At 46.0% G+C, this 25995-nt stretch carries 22 protein-coding genes and 1 pseudogene; 19 read left to right on the top strand and 4 right to left on the bottom strand.

Annotation, left to right across the window (positions count from 1 at the left end):
• Positions 1–42: 42 nt before the first annotated feature.
• From ACZ52Z_RS12195 to ACZ52Z_RS12165, 7 genes and pseudogenes are all read left to right on the top strand, one after another.
• The gene (locus tag ACZ52Z_RS12195; protein WP_464267056.1) at positions 43–633 is read left to right on the top strand and encodes a PSP1 domain-containing protein; all 591 of its coding nucleotides are present in this window, start codon (positions 43–45) and stop codon (positions 631–633) included.
• A gap of 105 nt (positions 634–738) precedes the next feature.
• Positions 739–2070 carry an IS1380 family transposase gene (locus tag ACZ52Z_RS12190; protein WP_464267055.1) on the top strand — a complete coding sequence of 444 codons (1332 nt, stop codon included), beginning with the start codon at positions 739–741 and terminating at the stop codon, positions 2068–2070.
• Positions 2071–2274: 204 nt separating this feature from the next.
• A pseudogene (ricT, locus tag ACZ52Z_RS12185) lies at positions 2275–2637 on the top strand (regulatory iron-sulfur-containing complex subunit RicT); the annotation flags it as partial.
• Positions 2638–2680: 43 nt separating this feature from the next.
• The gene (metG, locus tag ACZ52Z_RS12180) at positions 2681–4621 is read left to right on the top strand and encodes a methionine--tRNA ligase (RefSeq protein WP_464267054.1); all 1941 of its coding nucleotides are present in this window, start codon (positions 2681–2683) and stop codon (positions 4619–4621) included.
• 72 nt (positions 4622–4693) lie between these two features.
• A complete protein-coding gene (locus tag ACZ52Z_RS12175; RefSeq protein ID WP_464267053.1) occupies positions 4694–4990 on the top strand; it encodes a YggT family protein in 297 nt (98 codons plus the stop codon).
• Positions 4991–4998: 8 nt separating this feature from the next.
• Entirely contained in the window at positions 4999–5298 is a 300-nt protein-coding gene (locus ACZ52Z_RS12170; protein WP_464267052.1) for a DUF167 domain-containing protein, read from the top strand.
• The gene (locus ACZ52Z_RS12165) at positions 5295–6002 is read left to right on the top strand and encodes a triose-phosphate isomerase (RefSeq protein ID WP_464267051.1); all 708 of its coding nucleotides are present in this window, start codon (positions 5295–5297) and stop codon (positions 6000–6002) included. Before ACZ52Z_RS12170 ends, ACZ52Z_RS12165 begins: the two co-directional genes overlap by 4 nt.
• On the opposite strand, the gene htpX is transcribed toward ACZ52Z_RS12165, so the two are convergent.
• The 3 genes from htpX to ACZ52Z_RS12150 form a co-directional block, all read right to left on the bottom strand.
• Positions 5977–6810: a zinc metalloprotease HtpX gene (htpX, locus tag ACZ52Z_RS12160; protein ID WP_464267050.1), complete on the bottom strand. Its 834-nt coding sequence runs from the start codon at positions 6808–6810 to the stop codon at positions 5977–5979. The two genes, ACZ52Z_RS12165 and htpX, sit on opposite strands and share 26 nt — an antisense overlap.
• 67 nt (positions 6811–6877) lie before the next feature.
• Positions 6878–7396, bottom strand: a complete 519-nt coding sequence (hpt, locus tag ACZ52Z_RS12155; RefSeq protein ID WP_464267049.1) for a hypoxanthine phosphoribosyltransferase — start codon at positions 7394–7396, stop codon at positions 6878–6880.
• Positions 7397–7433: 37 nt separating this feature from the next.
• Complete coding sequence (locus tag ACZ52Z_RS12150; RefSeq protein ID WP_464267048.1) at positions 7434–9728, bottom strand: tetratricopeptide repeat protein; 2295 nt, start codon at positions 9726–9728, stop codon at positions 7434–7436.
• A 257-nt stretch (positions 9729–9985) separates the two neighbouring features.
• Between ACZ52Z_RS12150 and ACZ52Z_RS12145 the strand changes: the two genes are divergently transcribed.
• From ACZ52Z_RS12145 to ACZ52Z_RS12105, 9 genes are all read left to right on the top strand, one after another.
• Positions 9986–10747, top strand: coding sequence for a polysaccharide biosynthesis/export family protein (locus tag ACZ52Z_RS12145; protein ID WP_464267047.1), 762 nt, complete (start codon positions 9986–9988; stop codon positions 10745–10747).
• A gap of 13 nt (positions 10748–10760) precedes the next feature.
• The gene (locus ACZ52Z_RS12140) at positions 10761–12266 is read left to right on the top strand and encodes a hypothetical protein (RefSeq protein ID WP_464267046.1); all 1506 of its coding nucleotides are present in this window, start codon (positions 10761–10763) and stop codon (positions 12264–12266) included.
• 14 nt (positions 12267–12280) lie between these two features.
• Positions 12281–12937, top strand: coding sequence for an exosortase C-terminal domain/associated protein EpsI (locus ACZ52Z_RS12135; RefSeq protein ID WP_464267045.1), 657 nt, complete (start codon positions 12281–12283; stop codon positions 12935–12937).
• Complete coding sequence (locus tag ACZ52Z_RS12130) at positions 12934–13782, top strand: exosortase/archaeosortase family protein (RefSeq protein ID WP_464267044.1); 849 nt, start codon at positions 12934–12936, stop codon at positions 13780–13782. Before ACZ52Z_RS12135 ends, ACZ52Z_RS12130 begins: the two co-directional genes overlap by 4 nt.
• A 6-nt stretch (positions 13783–13788) precedes the next feature.
• Positions 13789–14601, top strand: a complete 813-nt coding sequence (locus tag ACZ52Z_RS12125; protein ID WP_464267043.1) for an XrtA system polysaccharide deacetylase — start codon at positions 13789–13791, stop codon at positions 14599–14601.
• A gap of 927 nt (positions 14602–15528) precedes the next feature.
• The gene (locus ACZ52Z_RS12120) at positions 15529–16560 is read left to right on the top strand and encodes a glycosyltransferase family 2 protein (RefSeq protein ID WP_464267042.1); all 1032 of its coding nucleotides are present in this window, start codon (positions 15529–15531) and stop codon (positions 16558–16560) included.
• Positions 16561–16581: 21 nt separating this feature from the next.
• Positions 16582–17790 (top strand): glycosyltransferase, encoded by a 1209-nt coding sequence (locus tag ACZ52Z_RS12115; RefSeq protein ID WP_464267041.1) that lies wholly within the window; start codon positions 16582–16584, stop codon positions 17788–17790.
• Positions 17787–18911 (top strand): glycosyltransferase, encoded by a 1125-nt coding sequence (locus tag ACZ52Z_RS12110; protein WP_464267040.1) that lies wholly within the window; start codon positions 17787–17789, stop codon positions 18909–18911. Before ACZ52Z_RS12115 ends, ACZ52Z_RS12110 begins: the two co-directional genes overlap by 4 nt.
• Before the next feature lie 103 nt (positions 18912–19014).
• Entirely contained in the window at positions 19015–19797 is a 783-nt protein-coding gene (locus ACZ52Z_RS12105) for a hypothetical protein (RefSeq protein WP_464267039.1), read from the top strand.
• Between the two features lie 7 nt (positions 19798–19804).
• Here the strand turns inward: ACZ52Z_RS12105 and ACZ52Z_RS12100 are convergent, their stop codons facing one another.
• Positions 19805–21328, bottom strand: a complete 1524-nt coding sequence (locus ACZ52Z_RS12100; RefSeq protein ID WP_464267038.1) for an IS5 family transposase — start codon at positions 21326–21328, stop codon at positions 19805–19807.
• Positions 21329–21423: 95 nt separating this feature from the next.
• Between ACZ52Z_RS12100 and ACZ52Z_RS12095 the strand changes: the two genes are divergently transcribed.
• From ACZ52Z_RS12095 to ACZ52Z_RS12085, 3 genes are all read left to right on the top strand, one after another.
• Entirely contained in the window at positions 21424–22053 is a 630-nt protein-coding gene (locus tag ACZ52Z_RS12095; protein WP_464267037.1) for an O-antigen ligase family protein, read from the top strand.
• Between the two features lie 149 nt (positions 22054–22202).
• The gene (locus ACZ52Z_RS12090; protein ID WP_464267036.1) at positions 22203–23696 is read left to right on the top strand and encodes a lipopolysaccharide biosynthesis protein; all 1494 of its coding nucleotides are present in this window, start codon (positions 22203–22205) and stop codon (positions 23694–23696) included.
• A 181-nt stretch (positions 23697–23877) separates the two neighbouring features.
• Positions 23878–25977, top strand: coding sequence for a hypothetical protein (locus tag ACZ52Z_RS12085; RefSeq protein ID WP_464267035.1), 2100 nt, complete (start codon positions 23878–23880; stop codon positions 25975–25977).
• Positions 25978–25995: the final 18 nt, after the last annotated feature.

Below are 25995 nucleotides of genomic sequence, written 5' to 3'. Positions count from 1 at the left end.
CTCTCTAACCTCTCCGCCCTTGCCCCTACGGTATGAATGTGTATGGCTGATTTGGACGAACAGCAATTCCCCACCGACACGGAACCGGAGTCTGCCGGCGAAAGCCGTTTTTTCAGGATTCGTTTTCGTCAGGAAGGGCAGGAATTTACCGCCGAAACTGAACTCGACGACCTGCATCACGGTCAGGCAGTCATGGTGAAGACCGATCATGGCAGCGAGCCGGCAACGGTGGTGGGCAGGGCAGCAGGATTGGTCAACCCTGGCCTTGGACGTCCTGTCAGCTACTCCATCACCCGGCACCTTTCCCCGGAGGAGCAGCAGCAGTATCACCTGCTTCCCCATCAGGAGATGGAGGCCTTCAATTATTGTCGACAACAGGTGGAGCAACTCGGTTTGCCCATGCAGCTTGTCCGGGTGGAGCGGTTTTTCAATGGCTCGAAAATTATCTTTTATTTCACTGCGGAAAATCGGGTCGATTTTCGAGAACTGGTAAAAATTCTGGTCCAGGAATTCAGGACCAGGGTGGAAATGCGCCAGATAGGTGTTCGCCATGAAACCCAAATGATCGGCGGACTTGGCTCCTGCGGGCGCGAGCTGTGCTGTTCGAGTTTTTTAAATAACCTTAATCCGTGACGATATTGCAGAAAAAACTGCTTTTTTCTTCAATTAACATATCGTTTTTTCAGCACAAAAAGTGCAATAATAACCTGTGCGAAAAACTCACTCGACAGGTGAAAAATGAAACGTTTCATTCTTGAGCAATCCAACGATGAATTTTATACCAGCCATTCAGGCCTGGCCCTGGTTGGCCTGTGTATCAACAAGTTCAGCGAGATGTCGCGTACTGTTGGCCGTAAGATAAAAGAGCATGCCAATGTTATCTCTGACGCAGACCTTTTACGCAGCTACCTCGGCCTCCTTTGTCTGGGCAAGAGTGATTATGAAGCAGTGACCCCTGTAAGAGAGGATACATATTTTAAAAATGCATTGGGAATTACCGATGTCCCATCAGCCGAACGGCTGAGACAGCGCCTTGACCTGAAGCCAGAGGCGTATCTTGCCATTGCTGAAAAATGCTCCATCACTCTGTTGAAAAATACCAAGGTCCCGCTGAGCCCTGTGGAGACTGGGCACATTCCTCTTGATGCTGACGTTTTTCCCCAGGACAACTCCGGCACGAAAAAAGAACAGGTCAGCCGCACCTATAAGGGATGTGACGGTTATGCCCCCATTGCCGCTTACATCGGCCAGGAAGGGTGGTGCCTTGAGGTCGAGCTTCGTCCCGGGAGTCAGCATAGCCAGGAAGGTTTTCCTGCTTTTATGAAAAGGGTCCTGGCCAAAGCCCGTCAGTTGACCAGCAAAAAATTGCTGGTGCGCCTTGATTCGGCCCATGATGCCATTGAAAATCGGGTTTTGCTGCGTAAGGCCAAAGACGTCTCATACATTATCAAATGGAATCCCAGAAACGAAGACACCGGTGAGCTGTGCAGAAAGGCTTTTGCTGAAGGTCAGGTCGTCGAACCACGGCCAGGCAAAAAAGTTGCAACGATAACTGTTAGCAAACGTCAGCAATTCGAGGACGAAACATTTGTTTTTACCAAGATCGTCCGGGTAACGGAACGGCGTATCGATAAACATGGGCAGATGCTGCTCGCTCCCGACATAACCATTGACGGTTGGTGGACCAATCTGGATCAGCCTGCAGCGAAAATTATCAATCTTTACAAAAATCATGGGCTCAGCGAGCAGTTCCATAGTGAGTTCAAAACCGATCTGGACCTTGAGCGGTTGCCAAGCGGTAAGTTTGCCACCAATAAAGCCGTGATGGCCTTGGGTGCCTTTGCATACAACATCCTCCGCTTTATTGGACAGTTGGGGTTATTGGGCGATAATTCACCGGTGCGACACCCTGCCAAGCGGAGACGATTGAAAACCGTTATTCAGGAGTTAATCTACCTGGCAGCCCGCATAATCCGCAGTGGTCGCAGGTTACGATTACGCTTCAGCAGTTACTGTCCAGCCTATCTGGCGTTTTCTAGTCTCTATGACCGGCTACTTGAAGGCACCTAAGCTGATTGCAGGAGCCAAAACGGCCAACGGACAGGAGAGGTTTGCTCTTTTTATGAAATTTACGTCGGATTTTCAAAGATCATCTTTTTCCAGCGGATATTTGCCAATGGAACGGGTGGCAGATAAGCAAGCTGCAGTCAAAAAAAATGTGTGACAAGCTCAAAAAGAGTAGTGTCGCCTACGCGCCACTGATTCAGGAATAAGTTTGAGTCTGTATCAATCAAGATGGCCAAGACCCAGGATCTGCCGCTAAATCCCTCAAAAATTTCCGGACTGTGCAACCGACTGCTCTGCTGCCTGACCTATGAATACGATAATTACCGCACCATGAAGCGCGGCATGCCCCGAGCCGGTAAGTCCATCCGCTATGAGGGAGAGGTGTACAAGGTCATCCGGCAGCTGCCGTTGACCGGATCGCTTCTGGGCCTGAGCAGTAAAGGAGAAGAACGGGTGTTTGAGGAAAAGGAATGGCGTGCAGCCGAGGCGGTGCACAAGCCCTCAACGCGCAAAGGACAGGGGAAAAAAGGGGCAGCATCCAAATCCAGGAAAAAAGATCAGGAGCAGTGAGCAATCCTCCCGTTTTCCCTTTAACCCATACATACAACTTTCCATGAGTACCTACGTAACTACCCCGATTTATTACGTGAATGCCATGCCGCATCTCGGGCATGCCTATACCACCATTGTCACTGATACCTACAGCCGCTTTCGCAGGCTCTGTGGCGATGACGTTCGTTTTCAGACCGGCACCGATGAGCACGGTGAAAAGATTGTCGAAGCCGCAGAAAAAGAGGGCGTATCGCCCCGCGACTATGTGGACAGGATTGCTGCCGAATTCCAGGCAACCTGGCCCAAGCTCTCCATTGCCCAGGACTACACCATTCGTACCACTGATGCGGATCATGTACAGACGGTGCAGAATATCCTGCAGCAGGTATACGATAACGGGGACATCTATTTCAGTGAGTACTCAGGCCATTACTGCCGGGGATGCGAGCGTTTTCTCACAGAAAAAGAACTGATTGACGGCAAGTGCCCGGACCATCAGGTGGAACCCAAGCAGATATCCGAGCAGAATTATTTTTTCCGCATGTCCAAATACCAGGACTGGCTGGTGGACCATATCAAGGCCAATCCCGAGTATATCACTCCGGAGCGCTACCGCAACGAGGTGCTCGCTTTTCTCAGTGAGCCGCTGGAAGACCTCTGTATTTCCCGACCCACTTCGCGCCTTACCTGGGGAATCCCGCTGCCGTTTGATGAAAAATTTGTCACTTACGTCTGGTTTGACGCCCTGATCAACTACCTGACCGGCATTGGGTATCCGAATGGGCCGGAATTTGAGAAATACTGGTCAGTGGCCGAGCATGTGATTGCCAAGGATATCCTCAAGCCTCACGCCATCTACTGGCCGACCATGATTCAGGCCATGGGGCTGCCTCCCTACAAACGCCTCCATGTGCACGGGTACTGGAATGTGGATGAAACCAAGATGTCCAAATCCATCGGCAACGTCGTACGGCCAGGCGAGTTGATCGAGGCCTATGGCGTGGATACGGTGCGTTATTTCGTGCTTCGTGAGATGAGCTTTGGTCTGGACTCCTCCTTTTCCACCGAGGCCATCGTTGCCCGTCAGAATTCCGATCTGGCCAATGATCTGGGTAATCTCTTTTCCAGATCCTTGACCATGGTGGCGAAATATGCCGACGGCAGGCTGCCTGCTCCTGCAAAGGACGAGGAGACCGCGGCCGATCGTGAACTCATCCAGGCTACCCAAACCATGGTCGCTGCCTACCAGGCCAACATGCAGGATTTTCACTTTCACAAGGCCCTGCAAACGGTGTGGGAGGTCATCGGCCTGCTCAATCGCTATATTGTCACCAATGCCCCCTGGGAGCTGGCCAAGGAGCAGGACCAGCAACTGCGGTTAAACAATGTACTCTACTCGCTGGCTGAAACCCTGCGCATTATCACCCTGGTACTCCGTCCGGTGATGCCTGAGGCGACAGAGAAGATGGCTGCCGCCCTCGGCATGGATGAAACGCTGGCATCGGCCACCTTGCCGGAAGGTGGGAGGTGGGGCGGTAGTGTTCCGGGTACCGCCATTTCTTCGCCCAAGCAGCTGTTTCCACGGATCGAACGCAAGAAAAAGCAGCAGGCCAAACCGGCTCCGCCCAAGAAGAAGGCAAAGGCAGAGGCTCCCGCCATTGAGGAAGGGGTGGTCACCTTTGAGCAATTTGGTAAATTTGAACTGCGGGTGGCAAAGATTACTGCCGCAGAGAGGATTCCCAAAGCCGATCGGCTGCTCAAGCTCACGGTGCAGGCCCATGAAGAACGAACCATTGTCGCTGGAATCGCTGAATATTACACCCCTGAGGAGCTTATTGGCAAACTGGTAATCATTGTAGCCAATCTCAAACCGGCCAAGCTGCGAGGGGTACTGTCCCAGGGCATGGTCCTGGCGGCCAAACAGCAACTGGATGATGGCACCGAAAAACTGGTGCTCTCCACCCTGGCCGGCGATATCGCTCCCGGAAGCCGGGTTGCATGATACGCGTTTGTCTCCCTTTTCGACGCCGCATGCAGGCGGATGTTGTAACTAAAAGAAACAAAAGGTTATTTTATGTTTATGCTTAGTAATTTCATTCTGGCTGTTGCTAAATTGATCAATTTTGTTCTCAGTGTCTACATATGGGTGGTGATTGGCCGTGCAGTCATTTCGTGGGTCAATGCCGATCCTTATAACCCCATTGTCCGTTTTCTCATCCAGGTGACTGAGCCGGTTCTGTCGCGTATCCGGCGGTTTTTACCGCCCATGGGTGGGCTTGATCTGAGCCCCATGATTCTGATTTTCGGGGTGATTTTTCTGCAGTCTTTTCTGGTGCCCACTCTCCAGCAGATCGCCATGGCCCTGCAGTAGCCGGAAAGTTGAAAAGTAAAGAACGTCCCTGGTTGGTGGAGGGGGAGGGGTATTATCTGGTGCGGGTCTATGTGCAGCCACGGGCGAGTAGGAACGAGGTGGTCGGGCTTCATGGAGAGGCCCTCAAAGTCCGGTTGACTTCCCCGCCGGTGGACGGTAAGGCCAACAAGGCCCTGATCGCTTTTTTTGCCAAACTGCTGCACCTCCCCAAATCCGCGATCACCCTCCATTCCGGCCACCAGAACCGCAATAAGGTCCTCAAAATTTCGGGGACGTTCTTAACATTTCAAGATTTGGAAGATTTATGAATTCCCAAACAACAGAGAACAAGCTGGTTTTAGCAAACTGGAAGGCGAATTTTTCTCCTCAGCGGGCAAGGGACTGGTGCGAGGCCTTTGCAAGTGCGTATCGGCCGGTTGAAGGCGTCGAGGTAGTGATTGCTGTTCCGTTTTTATGCATGCAGGAGGTAGGGCAGCTGCTTGGCTCACTCAATGGCATCGAGTTGGCATCCCAAGGTGTTTCGGCCTACCCGCAGGGGAGTTATACAGGATCAACCCCGGCTGCCTGGCTGCAGGGACTGGCCAAATATACGCTTATCGGTCACCGGGAACGGCGCCACTATTTTCACGAAGGTGTGCAGGACGTGGCCAAGCAGGTTTACGAGTCGCTTGCCGAGGAGCTGATTCCCATTGTCTGTATCGATCGGGACAACGTACAGCAACAAACTGCCATATTCGATACTGCAGACGTATTGCGCATCAGGTGGGCCTATACCCCAAAGGATGCAGAACAGCTGGAGCGGGCTCATGGCGACCACTCCATAGAGCAGGCTGTAGCTGGTATTGCACCAAAAGTAGGCCAGCAGCTGATCCTTTACGGCGGTGGGGTGAATCAGAAAAACAGCAGTCAGATTTTCACAATGCAGGGGGTAGGAGGCATCCTCCTGGGAAGAGGATGCCTTGATCCGCTTGCCTTTGCCAGCCTCATCAGCGCATTGCCATCAAGCGCCTGATTCGTTCCTCCATTGGGGGATGGGTGGAAAACAGGTTGGCAATGGAACCGCCTTTCAACGGATTAACGATGTACATCTGGGCTGAGGCTGGGTTGACATTCATTGGCAGTCGTTCGTTGGCACTGGAGAGCTTGTGCAAAGCGTTGGCCAGCGATTGAGGATGCCCACAGATCTCAGCGCCAGTGGCATCGGCGATGTATTCTCTGCTGCGTGAGATGGCCATCTGGATGAGTGAAGCCGCCAGCGGTGCAACGATCATCATGACGATGGCAACAATCGGGTTGCCGCCTTCTTCATCATTCCGACCACCAAAGATCATCGCCCATTGAGCCATGGTGGCCAGGTAGGAGATGGCACCTGCCATTACCGCTGCAATCGAGCCTATAAGGATATCCCTATTTTTAATATGGGCGAGCTCGTGGGCAAGCACTCCTTCCAGTTCATCCCGGTTGAGCACCTGCATAATACCGGTGGTAACCGCCACTGCAGCATGCTCGGGGTTCCTGCCGGTGGCAAAGGCGTTGGGAGTCGGGTTGTCGACCACATATACCTTGGGTTTCGGCAGTTGCGCACGGGCCGCCAGTGAGGCCACCATTTCGTGCAGGTCCGGAGCTTCTGCTGCAGACACCTCACGGGCCCGGTTCATGGACAGCGCCATTTTATCGGAGTTCCAGTAGGCAAAAAAATTCAACCCCAATGCTATCAGTAACGCGATAACCATTCCTTGTTGTCCGCCCATGGCCTGCCCGGCCACCATGAACAGAGCGGTAAGCGCCGCCATGAGAATGAAAGTTTTAACTGTGTTCATATGCCTGTTCGTTGGTTGAAAATAGAGAGTATGGTTTTTGCTTCACTTACAAAATAAGGCAGCGTTTTTATCCATCAAGGGAGAAAATCTCCGGTAGGTTACGGTAAATTTCGGCACAGTCGAGGCCGTAGCCGACAAGGTATCCTCGATTGAGGGCAAATCCCACATAATCCACCTCAACATCGATGGTGCGGCGCTCCTTTTTGTCAATAAGGGTACACACTTTAACCGAATTGGCGCCAATTTCAGAAAAATGATTAATCAGCCACGCCATGGTGCGTCCGGTGTCCACAATATCTTCAACCAGGACCACATCCTTACCGGCGAGGTCCAGCTCTGTTGGTTTAGAGAGGCGGATGGTACCGGAAGAATGGGTTGAATTGCCGTAACTGGCCACCCGAATAAAGTCAACCTCCAGATCCAACTTGATTTCCCGACAGAGGTCAGCGAGGAAGATAAATGCACCATTGAGCACGCCAAGCAGGACAACTTTTCTTCCGCTCAAATCTTTGGTGATCTGTTGCCCAAGCTGCACTACACGCTGCTGAATTTCCTCTTTGCCGAGCACTTTTTTGCTCTTGTCCATACATTCCTCTACCGCGTATTACTGGGTGGGATAAGGGCTATGACTGCTGCCATTTCTCGAGCTTTTCAACTGCGTCGGCCTTTTCTTTGAACTCTTGCTGGCTTTCCACCACCTGCTTCATCTGCTCAATGGCTTCGTCCGTTTTTCCTTCGCCATGCAGCGCAAGGGCAAGGTGGTACCGCAGAATTGTATTGTTGCTGTCCTTTTCCACCGCCTGCTCGAATTCGTTCCTGGCGAGTGTATACGACCCGCGCTTGAAGTGCACCCAACCGAGGGTGTCGATGATGTTCGCATTATCTGGCAGTTCCTGTTTGGCGATCATGGCCAAGCGAAGAGCTTCCCCAAGGTCGGGATCTGTACTTTCAGCAATTAACCAGGCAAGGTTGTTGGCAGCCGGGGCAAAGTTGGGATTTAGGTTTAGCACCTTACGGTAGTTCTCCTTAGCCCGTTCAGTTTTGCCAGTTTGCTCGTAGATTGCCCCAAGGCCCATATAGGCGCCAATGTTATCCGGTTTTTTCGCCAGCAGGTCCTCATACTCAGTAATAGCCTGAGCCGTCTTTCCCTGCTTGTTGAGGATCATAGCACTCATCGTGTAGGGCCGAGGGTTATGCGGGTCAAGCTCTTGGGCTAATTTATACGCTTTCAGCGCCTCTTCGGGCTTGTTGGAGCTGAGCATCAAGTTGGCAAAGAGGATTTGCAGGCCAGCACTGTCCGGTGCTTTGTCTATCTGCTCACGGGTCATGGTGATCAGTGTATCTTTATCCTGGCCTGCTTCCCGGGAGAGTTTAAGCAAGAAGGTGAAAGCCTTAGCGTTACCCGGCTGCACAGCCATAATCTTCTCAAATGTTTCCTTAGCTTTTTCCGGTTGATCAAGGCCCAGGTAGGCTAGGCCAAGGTTGCCTAAAATTTCTGTATTATTAGGTACTTTTGAATCCAACTCGGAGAGCATTCGTTTTGCATTTTCAAACTCTTTGGAAAACAAAACCCCTTTCGCTAGCAGCATCGCGGCCTGAAAGTTCTTCGGATCGATCTTTAAGGCGATAGCGGCCTCCTTTTTTGCTTCGGCAAAATCTCCTTCACGCAGGAAAAGCAGCGCAAGCATGGTGCGAGCCTTGGCATGGCTAGGGTTTTTCTCTACCGTTTTGAGGAACGCATTTTTGGCCAGGTCTGATTCCTTTAGGCTGTTATGAGCCATGGCTTTAACAAAATAAACCTCGCCCCAATTAGGGTATTTGTTCGACAATTGGGAAGTTATATCGAGAGCCTCGTTAAATTGCCCATCTTTGAGGAGGAATTTTGCCTCTACCAATTTGGCACCGCCGTTTTTAGGATTGGTTTTGAAGATTGCTTCGATCACCTGTTTTGCTTCATCAAACCGACGTTGTTCAAAATAAAAATTGGCAAGTTTGGCTTTTATGTTTTCGGGACTATCGGACAGGTCAATAGCTTGCTTATACAGCTTTTCTGCTTCGTCATTTTTTCCTTGCTTGTTAAAAAAATCTCCTGTCGAGACTATCAGCCCAGCGTTGTTCGGATCGATTTTCATCGCCTTACGAAGGTGCTGTTCGGCAGTGTCAATTTCTCCTTTTCTCATGGAAAGGGATGCCATCAGCAAGTATGGTTGTGAAGATTGCGGAAAGGCGGTAGCCATGGCTTGCAGCACCTCGTTTGCTTTATTATACTGTTGTTGACTGGTATAAAAAGAGACGAGAGTAGTGTAATTTGCCTGTTTCTCACCGTTCAACGTTAATGCCTTGATCATTGAGGCCTCCGCCTCTTTAAACTGCCTCGTCTCTGCCAACACTTTCCCTTGAATGATGTAGAGACGATCTAGTTCCGGGGCAAGAGTTATCGCTTTGATAATATTTTCAAGAGCGGGCCCGGTATTTCCCTCTATGAGTTCCAGGTTAGCAAGGAGTGCCAGTCCGTCTATATTTTTAGGATCTTTGGTTAAAACTCCTTCAATGGCGTTTCTTGCTTCGTCGTGTTTTTGGCCCAGAAGGTAAAATTCAGCCGTCTTGATCTTGGCGTCTAAGTTGTTCGGATCAAGGGTGGAGACCCGCTGAAACTCACCAAAAGCCTGGCGGGGGTAGCCGTTTTTGAGATACAGCAATCCGAGCTGGTAGCGTGCCTCGGCAAACTTAGGATCGATTTGGATGGCATTGCGGAGTTCGATGATTGCTTCCTTTTCCTTGGACTCATCGATGTAGACCATCGCCTTTTTGTACTGCGTTTCACCGTTTTTCGCATTGTCCTTACAGCCTGATGCGAGCAGGAAAAAAGCAATGATCACAGCTGATATAGTGAAATATCCAATCTCCCTAACTTTCATGGTACCCCCGTCAGATATGGGAAAAGTAATAGAATTGATGACGTACCTTATCAGAATGTTAGAGAAAAAAAAAGTTTGCTTTTCAGGAGATTATTGAATATGCCGATGACTGAGTCCCAGATGAAATAATAGCAAGGGGTGTTCAAATTAATAACCAATTATTTCTTTATTGATTGAACAACTATATGTAATCCTCTAAATTCTTACCTGTAGAGGATGAGTACGGGAATTTATTTTGAGTAAAAAGGAGGCGAAGGATGAAAAGTAATCTGTTGTTTCTAGCGATTTGGATTTTCATTATTCTGTTTTTCCAGGTTGGAGTACCACAGGTGAGTTCTGCCGCGGAATCAACCAGCGATGCTCCTGTTGACAAGGCGATGAAGGAGCAGCTTCGAAGAGAAATATTGGGTGCTCAAGCAACGGACGTTGCCGATGAGGAGTATGTTATCGGTTATCGCGATATCATCTATGTTGAAATATACGGAGAAGGGGCCATGGGGGTCGGTGGGCTTACTCCTACTTCAACAACCTCTGATATTATTCAAGGCGGAGAGTTTATCCGTGGCCGTGGAACCGGAACCGAAGTGAGGATGGATGGCCGAATATCGCTTAGGCACGTCGGTGATGTTTACGTGGTCGGCATGACATTGACCCAGCTTGCGGACTACCTGCAAAAAGTATACTCCACCATATATGAAAGCCCCAGCGTGACGACGACTCTAGTTCAGAGTAATAGCAGACAATACACTATGATGGGGAACGTTGCGAATCCGGGATTATTTCATCTCGATTTTCCGCTTACCGTGGTTAAAGCTATCGCCAAAGCCGGCGGATTCAATGAGTGGTCCAACTCTGAGATTACTGTCATTCGTCAGGATTACTCAGCTGATTCGCAAGCGGAGAAATCAAATAGTAAAGCAGGTCAAACCTTCAAGTTTGACTATGATGATTTTCTCAAAGGGAAGGACTTGGAAAAGAACATAATTGTGAAGCCGGGTGATATAATTGTTGCGCATTAAGAAGGGTAGGTACTTGAAATTGAAAAGATATTATCTGACAGCAATGGGAGTAGCGCTACTTGTCGCTCCAGCCATGGCAAGGCAAACCGTGGTGAGCGGAAGTTTAGGTGTTGGCCTGGATTTTTGGGAGAGATCATACGATAGTGAAGAACAGCTGGTTAGTGAAGGCACTCTGGTTGATCCTGACGAAGGGGACAAACAGCAGTACGGTATATGGCCAGAAGTGACTGTAACATCTCAGGGTATTAGAGATTCATATACTTTTCGCTATGCGCCTGTGTTCAAGTATGATGATAAGACCTCGGAAAACGAAGTAGATCATTATCTCGACATATTCGGCGAAAAATTTATCACGCGTCACTGGTCGGTAAGGCTGGACAATTATTTCCAGCAGAGTGATGACCCCGTGCAACGTCTTGGTAGTGAAGGCTTGAGTGTCTCGGCTTCTAGTGCCGAACAGGAGGAGTCTGTCGAGACCCAAGAGCCTCAACCATCTCCCGACACAAGTACGCAGGAAATTAGTCCTAGTGAAGAATTAACGAGAGATCAAGGGCGGCAACGCTATTGGACCAATAATTTACGATTACAGACCGATTATTTTTTTGGGGCGGAGAACAGTGTCGGTGGTGGATATGGTTATAAAGTTTTGCGCAATGATTCAGACGACAGCAACTATAGGGAGTTCGATCGGCACAACTTTTTCGCAAACTTTGATTATCGGTATAGCACAAACTATCGGTCCTTAATTGTTCTGGATTATGTAAAGGGCCTGTATGACGATAATGTTATCGACCCGGAAACGAATGAACCCATTTCTGGAGACCTGGAGGAATACAGGGCAACCCTCAGGTTTGATTACCTGAATGACCCAAACAATACTTATCCTTTTGTTTATAATTTTATCGGTACACAGTACGATAATGAAATTCAGAGGGATAGCTGGGCTCATGAGTTTACGATTGGATGGGACCATGATTTCGACCCACATACAAACTTGACCATAGGTGGTGGCCCCACGTATGTTGATGGTGAAGGGGCTAAAGGGGAGTGGGATTATAATGTCTACCTTGAGTTTAGTCGTGGTTTTCTCCACTCTTCTCTGAACGTGTTAATAGAAAAAAAATATGATACCCGCAACTTCAGCGGCAGTCGGACTGATTTTGGTTTTAAAGATACTTATAGGGCAACAGCGAGTTACAACCTCCAGTTTACACAAGGATTTTCAGGAGATGTGTTTGCCACATATTGGTGGGAATCCAGCCTCAATCCCCAGGGAGAAAGATTGACCACGAACGATGAAGATGCTGGAGCTAGCGATGAGGAGTCAATTCTTGATACCACCTATGAAAGAGATATTTATGAAGTCGGTGCTGGTCTAACCTATGGTTTTTTAAAGTATTACAATGCCCGGTTGCGTTATTCATACTATGTCTCCGATGGAGATTTTAATCGTGATCAGTATAATGATCATCGAATTTTATTTACACTTTCAGCGAGTGCCGACTTGTGGAGATGGTAGTCTACTGAGAAAAAATGAAGCTTTCTTTTCCCCGAGTAATACTCCTCTGCCTTCTTTTTCTATTGACTGCGATATTACTGCGAGGTGTTGATGGAGTGAATCGTACGCCTATAAAAAGACCGCTTGAAAATTTTCCTTTAGTACTTGAAGAATGGGAGGCTTTTTCTTCAAAAAAATCAAGTGATGAGGTCATAAAGTTACTAGGAGTAGACGATTATGTAGAATATAATTATTCAAAATCTGATAGTGTAGTCGTAAACTTCTATGTTGCCTTTTACGAAGCTGTCGGTAACGGTACAGGGTATCATTCTCCCAAAAATTGTATTCCAGGCGGTGGATGGGGTATAGATACTACCGGTTTAGTTCAGATCACTCCCAAGGGAAGTAAGAGGTCGGTGAATATCTCTGAATTGCTTATCCGAAACGGAAGTGAATATCAGGTAGTGTACTATTGGTACCAAAATCGGGGGAGGATTATTTATTCGGAATACTGGGAAAAAGTTTACCTTGTTGTGGATTCTGTTTTGAAGAAAAGGAGAGATGGAACGTTTGTGCGATTAATAGCTCCTGTGCCTGATGGTGATGTTGACAATGTCCGAAAGGTTCTCACTGAGTTTGCCGAATTAGTAGTGCCGGAATTGGACAAGTTCATACCCGGGAGTGGGCTGTGAGTCAGGCGATTATATCGAATCCAATAAACCGGTTTTCCAGTTGTATTCTTGTGCTTGTATTGACCACTTTAGGCATACTTTACTATCCAGTGTTTGTTGATCTTGTTTATGATTGGAAAGTCAATGATGACTATTCTCACGGTTTTTTTATTCCGGTTATCAGCTGCTATCTCATTTACAGGATGAGACACGAGATAAAGGCAATAGGCATCCAGCCGGCAAATTGGGGGCTGCTTGTTGTGCTTGCCGGCCTGTGCCAATTATACATCGCTTCTGTAGGTTCAGAATATTTTCTAAAGCGAACTTCTCTCATTGTGGTACTGCTCGGTAGCAGCTTGTTTTTATTTGGCAAGCCAATAACAAAGAAGATGCTGCCTCCCATAGGGTATCTCATATTTATGATACCCTTACCGGCTATCATATGGAACAAGATAGCCTTTCCAATGCAGCTATTATCAAGTGAAGTCACAGCCGAGGTTGTAAGGTTCCTAGGCATACCCATTTTTCGTGAAGGAAATATCCTTCACCTTGCCAACATGACCCTCGAAGTCGTCAATGCGTGTTCGGGACTTCGATCTCTTGTGACAATGTTTGCTCTGAGCGGGGCATTGGCAATGCTATCTAATCTTGATCAATGGCAAAAGTGGATTTTGTTTTTTTCTTCCGCGCCTATTGCTATAATTGCCAATACGATTCGACTTTCAGGAACAGCTGTGTTGGCTTCATTCTATGGCCCTGAAGTTGCGCGCGGGTTTCTTCATGATTTCTCAGGGGTGGTTGTCTTTATTCTTGGATTGGTGTTTTTGCAAGGGGTAAATAAAGTGTTATTGAAGGTTGCACGGTAATCACAGTTGAAAAATTTTCTCACCATAGACGTTGAAGATTATTTTCAGGTTTCAGCTTTTGAAAAAAATGTGACTCCAGCACAGTGGGATGGATTTGAATCTCGTGTTGTCCGCAATACCACGAGGATTATAGAAATTCTAAGCGAGCATGACACAAAAGCCACATTTTTTATTGTGGGATGGGTGGCAGAAAGGTTTCCGCAGTTGGTGCGCAGCATTGTTAATGCCGGTCACCCCATAGGATGTCATAGTTATTTGCATCGCAAAGTATATTCGCTTACCCCTGATGAGTTTCGTGAGGATACGCGAAAGGCAAAAGCGCTGTTGGAAGACATCTCCGGACAGCCCGTATCAGGCTATCGGGCACCCAGCTATTCCATTACCAAAAAATCATTGTGGGCGCTTGGTATACTTGAGGAAATTGGGTTTTCCTATGACTCGAGCATCTTTCCCATTGTACATGATAATTACGGAATTCCGGGCTCTCCCCGCTTTCCTTATGTTCACTCCTCTCTCAATCTGAAAGAGTACCCCATTTCAACGGCTGTTATATTGGGGAAGCCCTTTCCGGTTTCCGGAGGAGGTTATTTTCGTCTCTTTCCGTACTGGTTCACCAGGATGGCATTAAGGTCGATAAATACTAAAGAGCGTCAACCTTTTATTTTTTATTTGCACCCTTGGGAGATTGACATCAACCAACCTAGGTTTCAATCAGCTTCATTTTTTTCAAAGTTTCGTCACTATAACAATCTTGCAAAAACCGAATCCCGATTACGAAGGTTATTGAACGATTTTGATTTTCAACCGTTCCCGGTGTAAGCACCATGAATATCAGTCGGTTTGATGTGTTTTGCAGCTCAGCCTTACTGTCGTGCTTTGCTGCAAAGGCATGATCTTTGAAAATTTGATTTATTGACCAGCTCCCTCATCTCAACAGTTTCTTTATTTTTTTCCAGTATCAGCTAAACCGTGGATGATTCACTGCAGAAAGCCTTCCATGAGAGTGCTGGTGTCTGTAGGAAAAGCTGCGGGTTCTCTTTAAACTACCGCATGGTGCGGTGTGTTTCCTTCCGGTCGCCTACGTCAGCTGGCCACAGAGCTGTTATTATTTTTACTAGGGGAGGCCGATATCAACAGGTGGGCCAATACCTGGTACTGGTACAGGTGCTGACGGTCAAACCATTATTGTGTCGCTGGAGCATCCGTTTTTTCAGCCCATTGAGAGATTTTTTTCGATACGCCCGTCTGTATCAGGTTCGATCCTGGTCGTTCTCCCCAGCTGACCGGGCGATTGCTTACCCGGACTAATCGCCACTGGATACCTTTTTGTTATCATCGGGTTCCCGCAACTCCGGAAAGTTGCCCTCCCCAGTTTTCTTTCCTTGGATTTGGGGGAGATGTATCTATAAGATAACACATGGAGGTAATACGCTTTCCCTCGTGCTTGTCGTCAGGTTATTGCTTGACAGTTATCTCCGGAAAGGTAGGGACGTCTGCAGAGGGGGTAGGATGGGAAAAGATCCCGACAGTCTGTACGGAATTGTTAAAAAAGAAATAAACTTTTCAGGTATCTTTTGTATTAAAGGGATCAGGTATACGAAAAAAATACGAAAAAAACATTCATTTAATTTGCTGTTTTATTTCGTTAATTATATCTAAAAATGCAAGTTTCTTTATATGGAATCGAGAGAATTTATGTGATATCCTATGAGGATGAATTGAAAATCTAATGGTTGTTAATTTAAAATGATCTATCTCAGTATTGTCATTCCAATAAGAAATGAAGAGAAGTTTATTGAAGGAACGCTTTCTTGCTTGGTCAGTCAAGAATATCCTTGTGATCGATATGAATTGATTGTTGTTGATGGAATGTCTACTGATAAAACCAAAGAAAAGGTTTCCCGATTTATTGATCAGCATCCTCAAAATAATATTTCACTGCTCAATAACCCGGGAAAACTCTCCAGTCGTGCTCGTACTATAGGGGTCAAGGTCGCCAAGGGAGAAATTGTTGCAGTCATAGATGGACATGTCTATATACCGAATAATAATATTTTTTATAATATTGAAAAAATTGTAAAAGAAAGGAAAGCAATCTGCCTCTCTCGACCCCAGCCCCTGAATGTTCCCGGTTTGCGGCAAGGGTTACCTTTTTGGATAGCTGTTGCTCGAGGAAGTTCAATCGGGCACAGCAGGAAATCATATATTTACAGTGACCATGAGGGATTCATTGATCCAACCAGTAGCGGTTTTGCCTATCACCGTTCAATCTTTGAAAAAGTTGGCTATTTTGACGAAAATTTTGACGCGGCTGAAGATGTTGAGTTTAATTATCGCGTTGGAAAACAAGGCATCAAGGCCTATACATCTCCTGATTTAAAAGTCTATTATTATCCAAGAGATACCTTCAGTAAATTGTTTCAGCAGCAGACCAGATATGGTGTTGGGCGCTGGAGGTTTATTCGAAAACATCCTGAAAGCTTTACCAAAGAAACAATTGTTCCTGTGGGTATTCTTCTTGGTTCGCTGTTGCTTCCCATTTCAATGGGATTAAACAAGTCTTTGCCATTGTTAACAGGACTTCACCTCTGGCCTATGCTTCTCTATTTTTTCATTCTTATGGGTGTAGGATTACGGGAAGCAACTTCCAGAGGAACTTTTTTTCCAGCTCTACTGGTGGCCCTGGCAATATGGGTAACCCACCTTGGGCTTGGCTGGGGGTTTTTAAAAGCATCTCTTCTGGACAAAAGTTTAAGACTTGAAGAGAAGCAGGGTTAATTTTTTTTCATTACTTTTGCTATGAGAATATTAGTTGTTGACGAAGAAATTCCGGCCCCATTGAACACTGGCAAGAGAATCAGGACCTTTAATCTACTCAGGCATCTTGCTAAGCATCATGATATTACCTTCATTTGTCGAAATCATGAGGGGGTGACTGACAATGACCCTGTGCCGTTAGAAAAGGCTGGCATCAGGACCGTGCATATTGATCATCCGATCAGGAAAAAGAATGGTGCTGGTTTTTATCTGGCATTGATGATGAATCTTTTCTCCAGCTATCCCTACAGTGTGAGTAGTCATTTTTCAAAAATGCTAGTACAGGAAATTCAAGCACTTCGAGATCAGCTGCCATTCGATTTGATACATTGTGAATGGACACCATACACCATCAATTTATTGCCATTTTTGCAAACAATACCTGCAGTGGTGGATGCTCATAATGTTGAAGCCTTGATCTGGCAGAGAAACTATGAAGTAGAGCGCAACTTATTTAAAAAATCGTATATTTTTCTTCAATGGAAAAAAATGGTTGCTTTTGAACGGAAGGCATTTTCTCTCTATTCAAGAATTGTCACGGTTTCCGAGCCAGACAAAGAAATAATCGCTGGTTTGGTTCCGCAGCAGAGTATTGATGTAGTGGATAACGGAGTGGATATAGACTACTTTCATCCCGATGGCTCCGATGTGCGGCCCTATTCAATCGTCTTTACCGGCTCTTTGGATTGGCGACCAAACGTCAATGGGCTCCTCTATTTCCTTGACGAGATTCTTCCTCTGGTGCAGGAGAATTTTCCGGCGGTCCATTGTACCTTAGTCGGGAGAAAGCCGATGCAGGTACTCATCGATAAGGTAAATGACAGGAAAAACGTTACCTTGACAGGAACTGTTGACGATGTCAGGCCATATATGAATGAAGGAGCAGCATACATTGTCCCTCTGTTAATCGGCGGTGGCTCACGATTGAAGATTCTTGAGGCAATGTCAATGGAAAAGGCTATTGTTTCCACCTCTATTGGTGCTGAAGGCCTACACGTTGTTGATAATAAAGATATTCTTTTGGCGGATACGCCAGAAAATTTTGCTGCCGCCATCGGGAGACTATTTCAGGACAGAGATATTCGCGGCAAGCTCGGCAAAGCTGGCAGAAAACTTGTAGAAGAAAAATATCAATGGAAGGTTCTTGCCCGAAAGCTTGAGGAGAGCTGGGAAAAGGCTGTTCATTTATGAAAAATCAAATACCATTAGTTTTTCATATCAGGGCCTGCAATTTTTTTGGTGGACCGGAACGACAGATTCTTGGACATATTAAAAGCAGCAGGCGTTACCGTCATGCCTTTGTTACCTTCCGTGAAGGAAATGTGCAAAACGAACTGGAACAACGGTGTAAAGAAAGTGGTGTGGATGTTATTTGCATTCCTACCAAGCATTCTTATGAAGTGACCAGCATTTTCAAATTGCGCACCATTTTCAAAGTTTCAAAGCCGGATATTATCTGCTGTCACGGATACAAACCGACAATTTTGACTTTGTTTGCCAAAATAGGTCTTTCCATTCCTGCCATTGTTTTTTCCAGAGGGGTAACCGGAGAAAACACCAAGGTGAAATTGTTCGAATTTTTGGAATTCCAATTCCTGCGTTTTGCGGAAATAATTGTCGCTGTATCGGAAGGGTACGCAAAAAAATTACTCAAAAAAGGGGTGCCTCAAGAGAAGCTGAAGGTCGTTCTTAATTCAATCGACACGGAAAAATTTGAGCCATTTCTTCTCAGGAGAGAAAAAACACGGCAACAACTCGGCTTTACATCAGATGATTTTCTTATTGCAACAGCAGGTCGCCTGAGTCCAGAAAAAGCGCAGGAGGACTTGATTATTGCCTTTAAAGAGGTGCATCATGAGCATCCTCACACCCATCTACTGCTGTTTGGTGATGGCCCCCTTCGTCATCATCTTGAGCAGGTTGTTGCAAAGGAATGCATACCGCAAGTGCATTTTATGGGTCATAGAACAGATCTCGACTGCATAATGCCTATCTGTAATCTTTTTACGCTTCCTTCTCTAACAGAAGGGCTTCCTAATGTCCTTCTCGAGGCCGCTTCATGCAATGTGCCCATAGTTGCCACAAAGGTAGGAGGTGTGCCGGAGATCATTACGACCGATGAAAGCGGATTGCTGGTTGAGCCAGGTAACAGGAGGGAGCTTGCCGAAGCCATGCTCCGTTTTGTCGGCGACCCTGAAATGGGTAAAGCAATGGCCAGGGCTGCCTTTGCCAATATAGTAGCCAATTTTGGTTTTTCTCGGCAGACACCAGTCTTAGAATCTATTTATTTGAATTTGGTAAAAGGAAAATAATGGCTGGTCGGTTCCTGCATGGTAAAAAACAGGGCGGTACTTGGCGAAAAACGAAGAGTTAGCAGCACAAATACTCAAAGAGCAATAAGAGCAATGTTAAGCAATGACGCCTTCATCAAATAATTATTCTGTTAGCGGTTTGCATGGTTCTGGCATGATTGATGGTGCTGAGAGTGAGTTGAGGTCCAATATATGGCCTAAAGCGACAACGCTCTGGATGACAGCATTTTACTTGGCACTTGTTATTATACGCCCGTGGGAGATTATGCTTCCGTGGATGAATGACTATTTCCCGTTTCAGAAAACGTATGCGCTGATTACGCTTTTGGCTATTGTGATGAGTTCCAGAACTCGTTTCCAAATGTCCGCTCAGACGTTTACAGTGTGCTTTTTCACTTTTATCCTCGGACTGAGTGGTTTTCTGGGGCTGCAGCCATCATTGGCATGGGATCCTTTTTATGCCTATTTAACAGTAGTTTTTCTCTATTATATCCTGATATCAGTTATTCGAACCCCCTATGATCTGGTTTTTATTGCACTCTGTTATATAGCTATAATGTTCCTTTATCTTTCTAAATCACTATGGGAATTTTTTGTATATGGCCATAGTGAATATACAATGGGCGTCAAGAGGCTCATCGGTATTGAGCATTTGTATGGCTCTCCAAATGGGCTTGCAGGCTCAATTGTCCATTCCTTACCTTTTCTCTTCTTTCTATGGAAAATGAGAAAAGGAATTAGTGCTGAATGGCCTGATACATATAAAAAAATACTACCATGGTTTTTACTGTCCTATCTCTTCCTTGCCGTGATCAGCGTCATCTTGACGAATAGTAGAGCTGGCTTTGTTTGCACCATTTTGTTTTTTTTACTTAGGGTTTGCTGAACAACGATTAACCACTTGCGGCTTCGATGGCTTTAAACCCGGCCAAAAGGCAAGAAAGTTTATGAGGCGTCCACCAAACATTCGCAAATCGAGCTTTTGTTCTTTGAAAAAATAATAAAACGACGATGGCCAGCCACCGTTTCAGGTTCATTACCAAGAAACTGATCATGATTGCGGTTTCACTGGTACATGACAGCTTGGTCATGATCCGGTTCAAACTATAGCGGCGTTTGCCTTGACCGAACTTGCCCTCAACCGCATTTCTGTCAATTTCATCCTGCCTGGCCTGCTGTTTTGCTGCTTGGAGTGCTTTGGCATTTTCCTGGGTCACTTTTGGCGGTCGGCCAAGCCTGGGGCCAGACAATCGAATCTGGTGGTGCTTGCAATATCGGCGGTTTTCGCGGTTACGATAAATTTTATCGGCATGCACCGATTCCGGGTAGCAACCATATCGCGTACGATACGCCTCGATTTGAGCAATAAGGTCACAACTTTCATTGTAGTTGTCCCAACTGATATGGTCGACAAAGCTGATGCCGTGCACAAGGCTGATACTGATTTTGGCCCCGAACTCAGTGTCAGCAGCAGCTTTACCACGCTTGATCGGTCGAACATGCGGTTGACTAATGCTGACAATACGGTCATCAATACGATGACTGCGGTTCTCGTACATCCACTGTTGTTGGCGGTATACCTCAGAAATCACCAGCAGCTCTTTATAATGGCGACGGCCGAGCAGTGTAAATCCTTGATGCTCACCAAGTTGATCAATGGAGTTGAGATTGCGCCGCAGATACCCTAATTGCCGACGGAGGCACTTTCGAATCTTTTTGCGACTCATCCGCTTGTCTTTGGCAATAGACAAAAATTGTCTTCTGGCTCGTTGACGGTAGGTGCGCGGCTTCTTATATCCTCGTCCTCTGGCTTCATGCAGGATATCAATGATCTGCTCACTCTTCTCACGGGCCTTGTTGAGGAGTTTGATATCGGTGGGATAGGTGATATCCGCAGGAGCACATGTGGCATCCACCAGCAACTGGCCGCTGTTGCGAGATGGTTTTTGGTCGCTCGTCGTCTCGGTATCGGTTCCTGGGGGTGTTTGGCCGGGTGCCGGTGGGTCCTGATCTCCGTGCATCTTCTCTGCAATGGCATTGTTGACCTCGCTCAACACATCTGCCGGAAAGCGTTTACGGAAATGGACAAACATGGAGGCGTCAAACGGTGGCATGGTGATGAAGGACTTGAGCCCGCAAAAGTACTGCAGATACGGATTTTCCGTGATCTGCTCAACGCATAATCTGTCACTGACACCTAGTTCTTCTTTGATGATCAGTGCGGCGAGGGCCATTCTCACAGAGAGAGCCGGGTGCCCGGTACCGGATTTCGAGAAATTTTCCCTATAGCGTTCTTCGAACTGCACCCAGGGGATCAAGGCAGCTAATTTTACCCATTTGTTGTCAGGTGCCAGCTCTCCATGAAAGGGTAGAGAAAATTCAGGGAGTTCGAGCTGCTTCTGATTATGCTTGTACATGGTGTTACTGTCGGAAGGTGCAAGGGTTTTGGAAGGTGTCAGCCGTTTTCTGTGCACTTACGACGCCGATTATACTATTTTTTAAACACAAATTCATGGTCTTGCTTGTTGCTCAGCAAGCCCTACTTATCATTTGGGAACAAGGGAGTTTTTCAAAAAAAATCGGGTATGTGGTAATCATTCTGCTTACCTGCTCTCTTCTTTGGAAATTCATGCCGGAAAGTAACAGGGAAAGGTTTGAGACAATTTGGAATCCTGGGGCCGGTCCGGTAAGTGCTGAACAATCAGTCAAAGGTCGTTTTGCCGGTTTTCAAGCCGGGGTACAGATGTACAAAGAATACCCAGTTACTGGAGTAGGCCTGGGTGGTTTTAGTAAGTACAGAAAAGAGCGTGTTGATGGATCCTCAGAGAAAGCGCATAATCTAGTTGGCCAGCTCCTGGGGACAACTGGCCTTTTGGGTACAGGTGCTTTTTTTCTCATGATCTTCACAGTACTCGTCAACAGCCAAAAAACAAAGAAGCTGGCAGCGGGGTATGACGACACGACATTGAGATCTTTTTTTGTCATGGCTCAAGCAACTCGAATGATGGTCCTTTTGCTTTTATTCCAAGGTCTATTCGGGCACAATATGTTGCGCTTCAATTGGCTTCTTGTCGCGGCCTTTTCCGTTCTTTCCTATCAGATGACCCAGCAGTATCTTGAAAAAAGAAAACCAACCGTATGAAGATTATCTGAAGTATCTAAGTTAGTGATTGTTTGCAGAGGTCGTAGGCAGGATGCAGTTCGAAGAAGAGTACGAGTTGTCGATCAGCCTGAAAGAAAATCGGCACGAGACCCTCGTGCACCACCTTTATCAATAACTCGAGACTAGTTTTGAGCGAAAAACTGAAAGAGCTTGGCCGTCATTCTCTTGTCTATGGGGTCGGTAATATTTTGGCTATGGCCGGGAGTTTTTTACTTATCCCGCTGTACACTCATGTTCTGACGCCTGGTGATTATGGTGTTGTGGAGCTTCTTAATCGCTCAGCTGATATATTGATGCTTGTTATGTTTTTAGGGATCAGGCAGGCATTTATCCGCATGTATTTTGATCATGATGACAAAGAATGGCATAAAAAGGTAGTCGGTACTACAATTGTCAGTATTCTTGTCTCTACAATAATTGTGGCATTTGGATTTTATCCCTTTAGCGGATTTTTTGCAGAAAAGCTGTTCAACAATGAGTCATATTCGCTGTTCATCAAAATGCTGCTTCTTTGGGCTCCTTTTGAGCTTTTGGTAAATGTTGGTCTAGCTTTTTTACAGATTCAAATGAAATCTGTATTATACGTCACTATTAATGCTATAAAGTTATCTCTGCTTATTGTTTCCAATTTTGTGCTGCTTTATTTTTTTGGTCAAGGTATTTTCGGGTTTTTAATCTCAAATATTTGGGTAACAGGGGTGATTGCGGTACCTTTTTTACTATTTTTCGTGAAATGGAGCAAGTTGAAGCTGTCCCTACACATTTTTAAGGAGCTTTTCAAGTTTGGCTTGCCTCTCTTTCCTGCCACTATATTTATGTACATTATCAATAATTCTGATCGCTATCTGCTTAAGGTGTACTCAAGCCTTGATGCTGTAGGTATTTATGCCCTAGCCTTTAAGCTCGGGATGTTTGGTACTATGATTTTAATGGAGCCGTTCGCAAAAGTTTGGGCTCCTTTTTTGTTTGAAAATTATAAAAAAAATGATGGCCCAGATATTGTCAGCTCTGTTTTTATGCTTGCAGTCACAGCAAATGTGACCATAGCACTATTTATTTCCATTCTCTCCCCATTCGTTATTAAGTTAATTTCTGCTGAAGCTTTCCACAACGCTTATAATTTAGTTCCGTTTCTTTGTATAGCTTCAATGTGTTATAGTATAGCTAATGTTGCTGAGGCTGGAATACTTATATCAAAAAAGACATATTATAAACCAATAATTGATGGAATATGCTGTTTCATTATTATTGTTTTAAATGTTTTACTTATCCCAAGGTATAGTGCTATTGGTGCTGCCATAGCTATAGCTATCACTTTTTTTGTCCGGTTACTATTTATCCGCTTTGTTTCTAAAAAATTTTATTTCTTCAGGATTGAATCGAGAAAAATATTTTTACTTTGTATTTACGCAATAGCAACTTACATGCCGTCTATTCTCTTGTTTGAATCAGGGGAAAATTCATTTTTTATGAATACCCTTTCAAGTTTTACTTTTTTCATTTTTCCTGTTCTGGCGTGGTATGGAGGGGTCGTGTCAAGTCAGAACAAAGTTGTGATCCAAGCCTATGTGTACAAACTACTTAGTAAATCTGGTCATATAGTAAAAGAAAAGTTTTGGTGAGATTTTTCCAGACTGCTCGGTTTTCTGGTTAAACGCTCCGCGCTGTGAAAAGAGTTCATGTCTTGCAATTTTAGAGTGCAGCCCTAAGGGTTCAGCTTGAAATTGTAAAAGTCACTTGGGAATGTCAGTGGAACGGTGTCACTGCAGAAATTTCGATAAAATTAAATTTGCTTGTTAAAGAATGAAATTAGTGGCCAAGCTTTTTAGCAGTGAAGCAAAGATTTTTTCCTGCGTTACCGTATTTTTCCTCTCCTTTTTGGGGTTACTCCTGGTTGCTCCTTTTCTTCTTTCTGTAGGGATGGTTGGTCTGAAGTTCCTTAGGGAGTTTAGCATCTCGCTTCTAATCGGTAGTGTCTTTTACCTTGGTTTACTTGTTTTGTTCTTTGTCCGTTTCCAAGCGGTGCGGAACTCGCGAGGGCCAATTTTTCTTGGATGGCTTCTCTCCTTTTCTATCGTATCCAAAGGGCTTGTTATTTGGCTCTTTTCATCGCAATACGTCCTAACTCAGGACTATGCATTGATGCAGCAATTTGTCAATTTTTTCGTTGCTGAGGGGGCGGATAGCGTAAATCTTCATCATTTTTATGATTGGCGAGCATTTGTTAACCGCTCGTTCCCTTTTTTTTGGCCAATGGAGTTTCTCTTTGGTGAGCATGATCTTGTGGCTGTGCAAATAGCCAACATTTTACTCGAAACTGGTTCTCTCCTTCTCGTCTTTCTGCTCCTTGCAGGTATAGTGGAAGAGCATACTCGACGAATCACCGTCTCTCTCCTGGCGCTTTTTCCCCTGCATACCTGGGAAGTTCTCAACTATACTCATGATATACCCGGTACTTTTTTATTCCTGTCCTGCCTGCTGATCATAAAGGCCATCTGGCTTCATCCTGACGGAAAAAAGGTCGTCTTGTATGGAGTGTTGTTCGGAGTTCTTTTGTTTGCACTGAAACTCCAGAGAGGCCTGCACCAGTTTGTGCTCATCTGTCTGATGGTCTTGTTTTTTTTACAATTCATTAAAAAAAAGGCAGGTTGGACAGGCAAACGCTACTTGATCCTGGCCGTCGGTTTGGTAGTGTTGCCGATGATTATCTATCTCCCCTCGGCCAAATGGTTTGATGCATTTAAAGATGCCCATCAGGTTGTTCAGCTAAAAGGGGGGAAGGCATCGTTCATGGCACGTGGTTGGAACATGGAGTCGCTTGGAGAATATAATTGGCTATATGAAGGTATCGATATCGCCACGCCAAAGAGTGAAAAAGATCGTGTCCAAAAGCGCATTATTGTTTCACAGGTTAGGTATAATCCTTTGGAAATTATTGGATTGTTGCCCCTTGTAAAAAGCGCCAAGTTTTTTATGGCTGGATATGCAAGTTGCGTGGGGGATAATCTTCGTGCTGGAGGTCAGGAGACTGCGGCAGACATTGTTAAGGCGACCAGAATAGTATTCACTCCTTTCTTGCTTGGTTTCAGCTTAATAGGGGTATTTTATTTTATTCGGAGAAAAGAAGGAAATGTGCTCCTTCTCTGGTTGTGTGCTATGCCGCTCATTGCCTGCGTGGTTTTAGTATTTTTGGGTGAAGTTTCACCGCGTTATTCATATTTCTTTCATTTTGTTCTCTGTCTCCTTGCTGCTGAGGGCATTTTGTACTGCTGTGACAGAAAAGTTGAGGGCCAATTTATTTCTGTGGCTGCTGGTATCAGGGTGGTTGCTGTCAGCGGGATAATTGTACTTTTGTGCTATGCTGTATTAGCCGGCGCGCTTCTAGTTGCGGTAGAGTCGTGGGGGAATGACTATGTATTTGAGGATATGCGCAATGCTGAATTGACATCAGCGTCGGTTGGCGGTGGTGTTGAGATGGAGTTGTCTCCGGGTGAAACTCTACAGCCTTTTGAACAGTGGATTGTTTTGCCAAAAGGCACTGTGCAAACTGGAGCTAGTTTTTCTGGCGAACTTGCCATCCCCTCATCATCCAGTGGCAACTATTCAATAACATTTTATTTATACAGTCCGGTCCTGAAAAAAATTCCAGGAGACTATTTTGTTTGCACTATATCCATAGATGGAACGGTTGAGGAAACATACAGTCTCCAGGATCTCAACTACAGGAAGCAGGTTGTCAGATTTAGCAAAACCAAGGAAAAAAGCGGTTCAGAACCGATGGTAATAAACGTAGCAATTGTCTACAGGGGCCTGCAGCCGATTGCCCTGGATGAAGAGACGTTGGCGTTACGCTGGGGCTACCTTTCCTTGGCGCCTGTAGCCGGTACCCATGCAGAAAAATGATGAAACGGGCAGCAAGGG

It is taken from the genome of Desulfogranum aggregans, assembly GCF_055398265.1.
Note: the sequence above shows the minus strand (reverse complement) of the source record. Positions and strands in the feature narration are given on the sequence as shown.

What these genes read in the sequence shown, in the direction of transcription:
- metG (WP_464267054.1), top strand. Translation starts at nt 2,681, where the DNA reads ATGAGTACCTACGTAACTACCCCGATTTATTACGTGAATGCCATGCCG.
- ACZ52Z_RS12095 (WP_464267037.1), top strand. Translation starts at nt 21,424, where the DNA reads ATGGTCTTGCTTGTTGCTCAGCAAGCCCTACTTATCATTTGGGAACAA.
- ACZ52Z_RS12105 (WP_464267039.1), top strand. Translation starts at nt 19,015, where the DNA reads ATGACGCCTTCATCAAATAATTATTCTGTTAGCGGTTTGCATGGTTCT.
- ACZ52Z_RS12135 (WP_464267045.1), top strand. Translation starts at nt 12,281, where the DNA reads ATGAAGCTTTCTTTTCCCCGAGTAATACTCCTCTGCCTTCTTTTTCTA.
- ACZ52Z_RS12175 (WP_464267053.1), top strand. Translation starts at nt 4,694, where the DNA reads ATGTTTATGCTTAGTAATTTCATTCTGGCTGTTGCTAAATTGATCAAT.
- htpX (WP_464267050.1), bottom strand. Translation starts at nt 6,810, where the DNA reads ATGAACACAGTTAAAACTTTCATTCTCATGGCGGCGCTTACCGCTCTG.
- ACZ52Z_RS12165 (WP_464267051.1), top strand. Translation starts at nt 5,295, where the DNA reads ATGAATTCCCAAACAACAGAGAACAAGCTGGTTTTAGCAAACTGGAAG.
- ACZ52Z_RS12115 (WP_464267041.1), top strand. Translation starts at nt 16,582, where the DNA reads ATGAGAATATTAGTTGTTGACGAAGAAATTCCGGCCCCATTGAACACT.
- ACZ52Z_RS12110 (WP_464267040.1), top strand. Translation starts at nt 17,787, where the DNA reads ATGAAAAATCAAATACCATTAGTTTTTCATATCAGGGCCTGCAATTTT.
- ACZ52Z_RS12085 (WP_464267035.1), top strand. Translation starts at nt 23,878, where the DNA reads ATGAAATTAGTGGCCAAGCTTTTTAGCAGTGAAGCAAAGATTTTTTCC.
- ACZ52Z_RS12150 (WP_464267048.1), bottom strand. Translation starts at nt 9,728, where the DNA reads ATGAAAGTTAGGGAGATTGGATATTTCACTATATCAGCTGTGATCATT.
- ACZ52Z_RS12145 (WP_464267047.1), top strand. Translation starts at nt 9,986, where the DNA reads ATGAAAAGTAATCTGTTGTTTCTAGCGATTTGGATTTTCATTATTCTG.
- hpt (WP_464267049.1), bottom strand. Translation starts at nt 7,396, where the DNA reads ATGGACAAGAGCAAAAAAGTGCTCGGCAAAGAGGAAATTCAGCAGCGT.
- ACZ52Z_RS12120 (WP_464267042.1), top strand. Translation starts at nt 15,529, where the DNA reads ATGATCTATCTCAGTATTGTCATTCCAATAAGAAATGAAGAGAAGTTT.
- ACZ52Z_RS12100 (WP_464267038.1), bottom strand. Translation starts at nt 21,328, where the DNA reads ATGTACAAGCATAATCAGAAGCAGCTCGAACTCCCTGAATTTTCTCTA.
- ACZ52Z_RS12190 (WP_464267055.1), top strand. Translation starts at nt 739, where the DNA reads ATGAAACGTTTCATTCTTGAGCAATCCAACGATGAATTTTATACCAGC.
- ACZ52Z_RS12195 (WP_464267056.1), top strand. Translation starts at nt 43, where the DNA reads ATGGCTGATTTGGACGAACAGCAATTCCCCACCGACACGGAACCGGAG.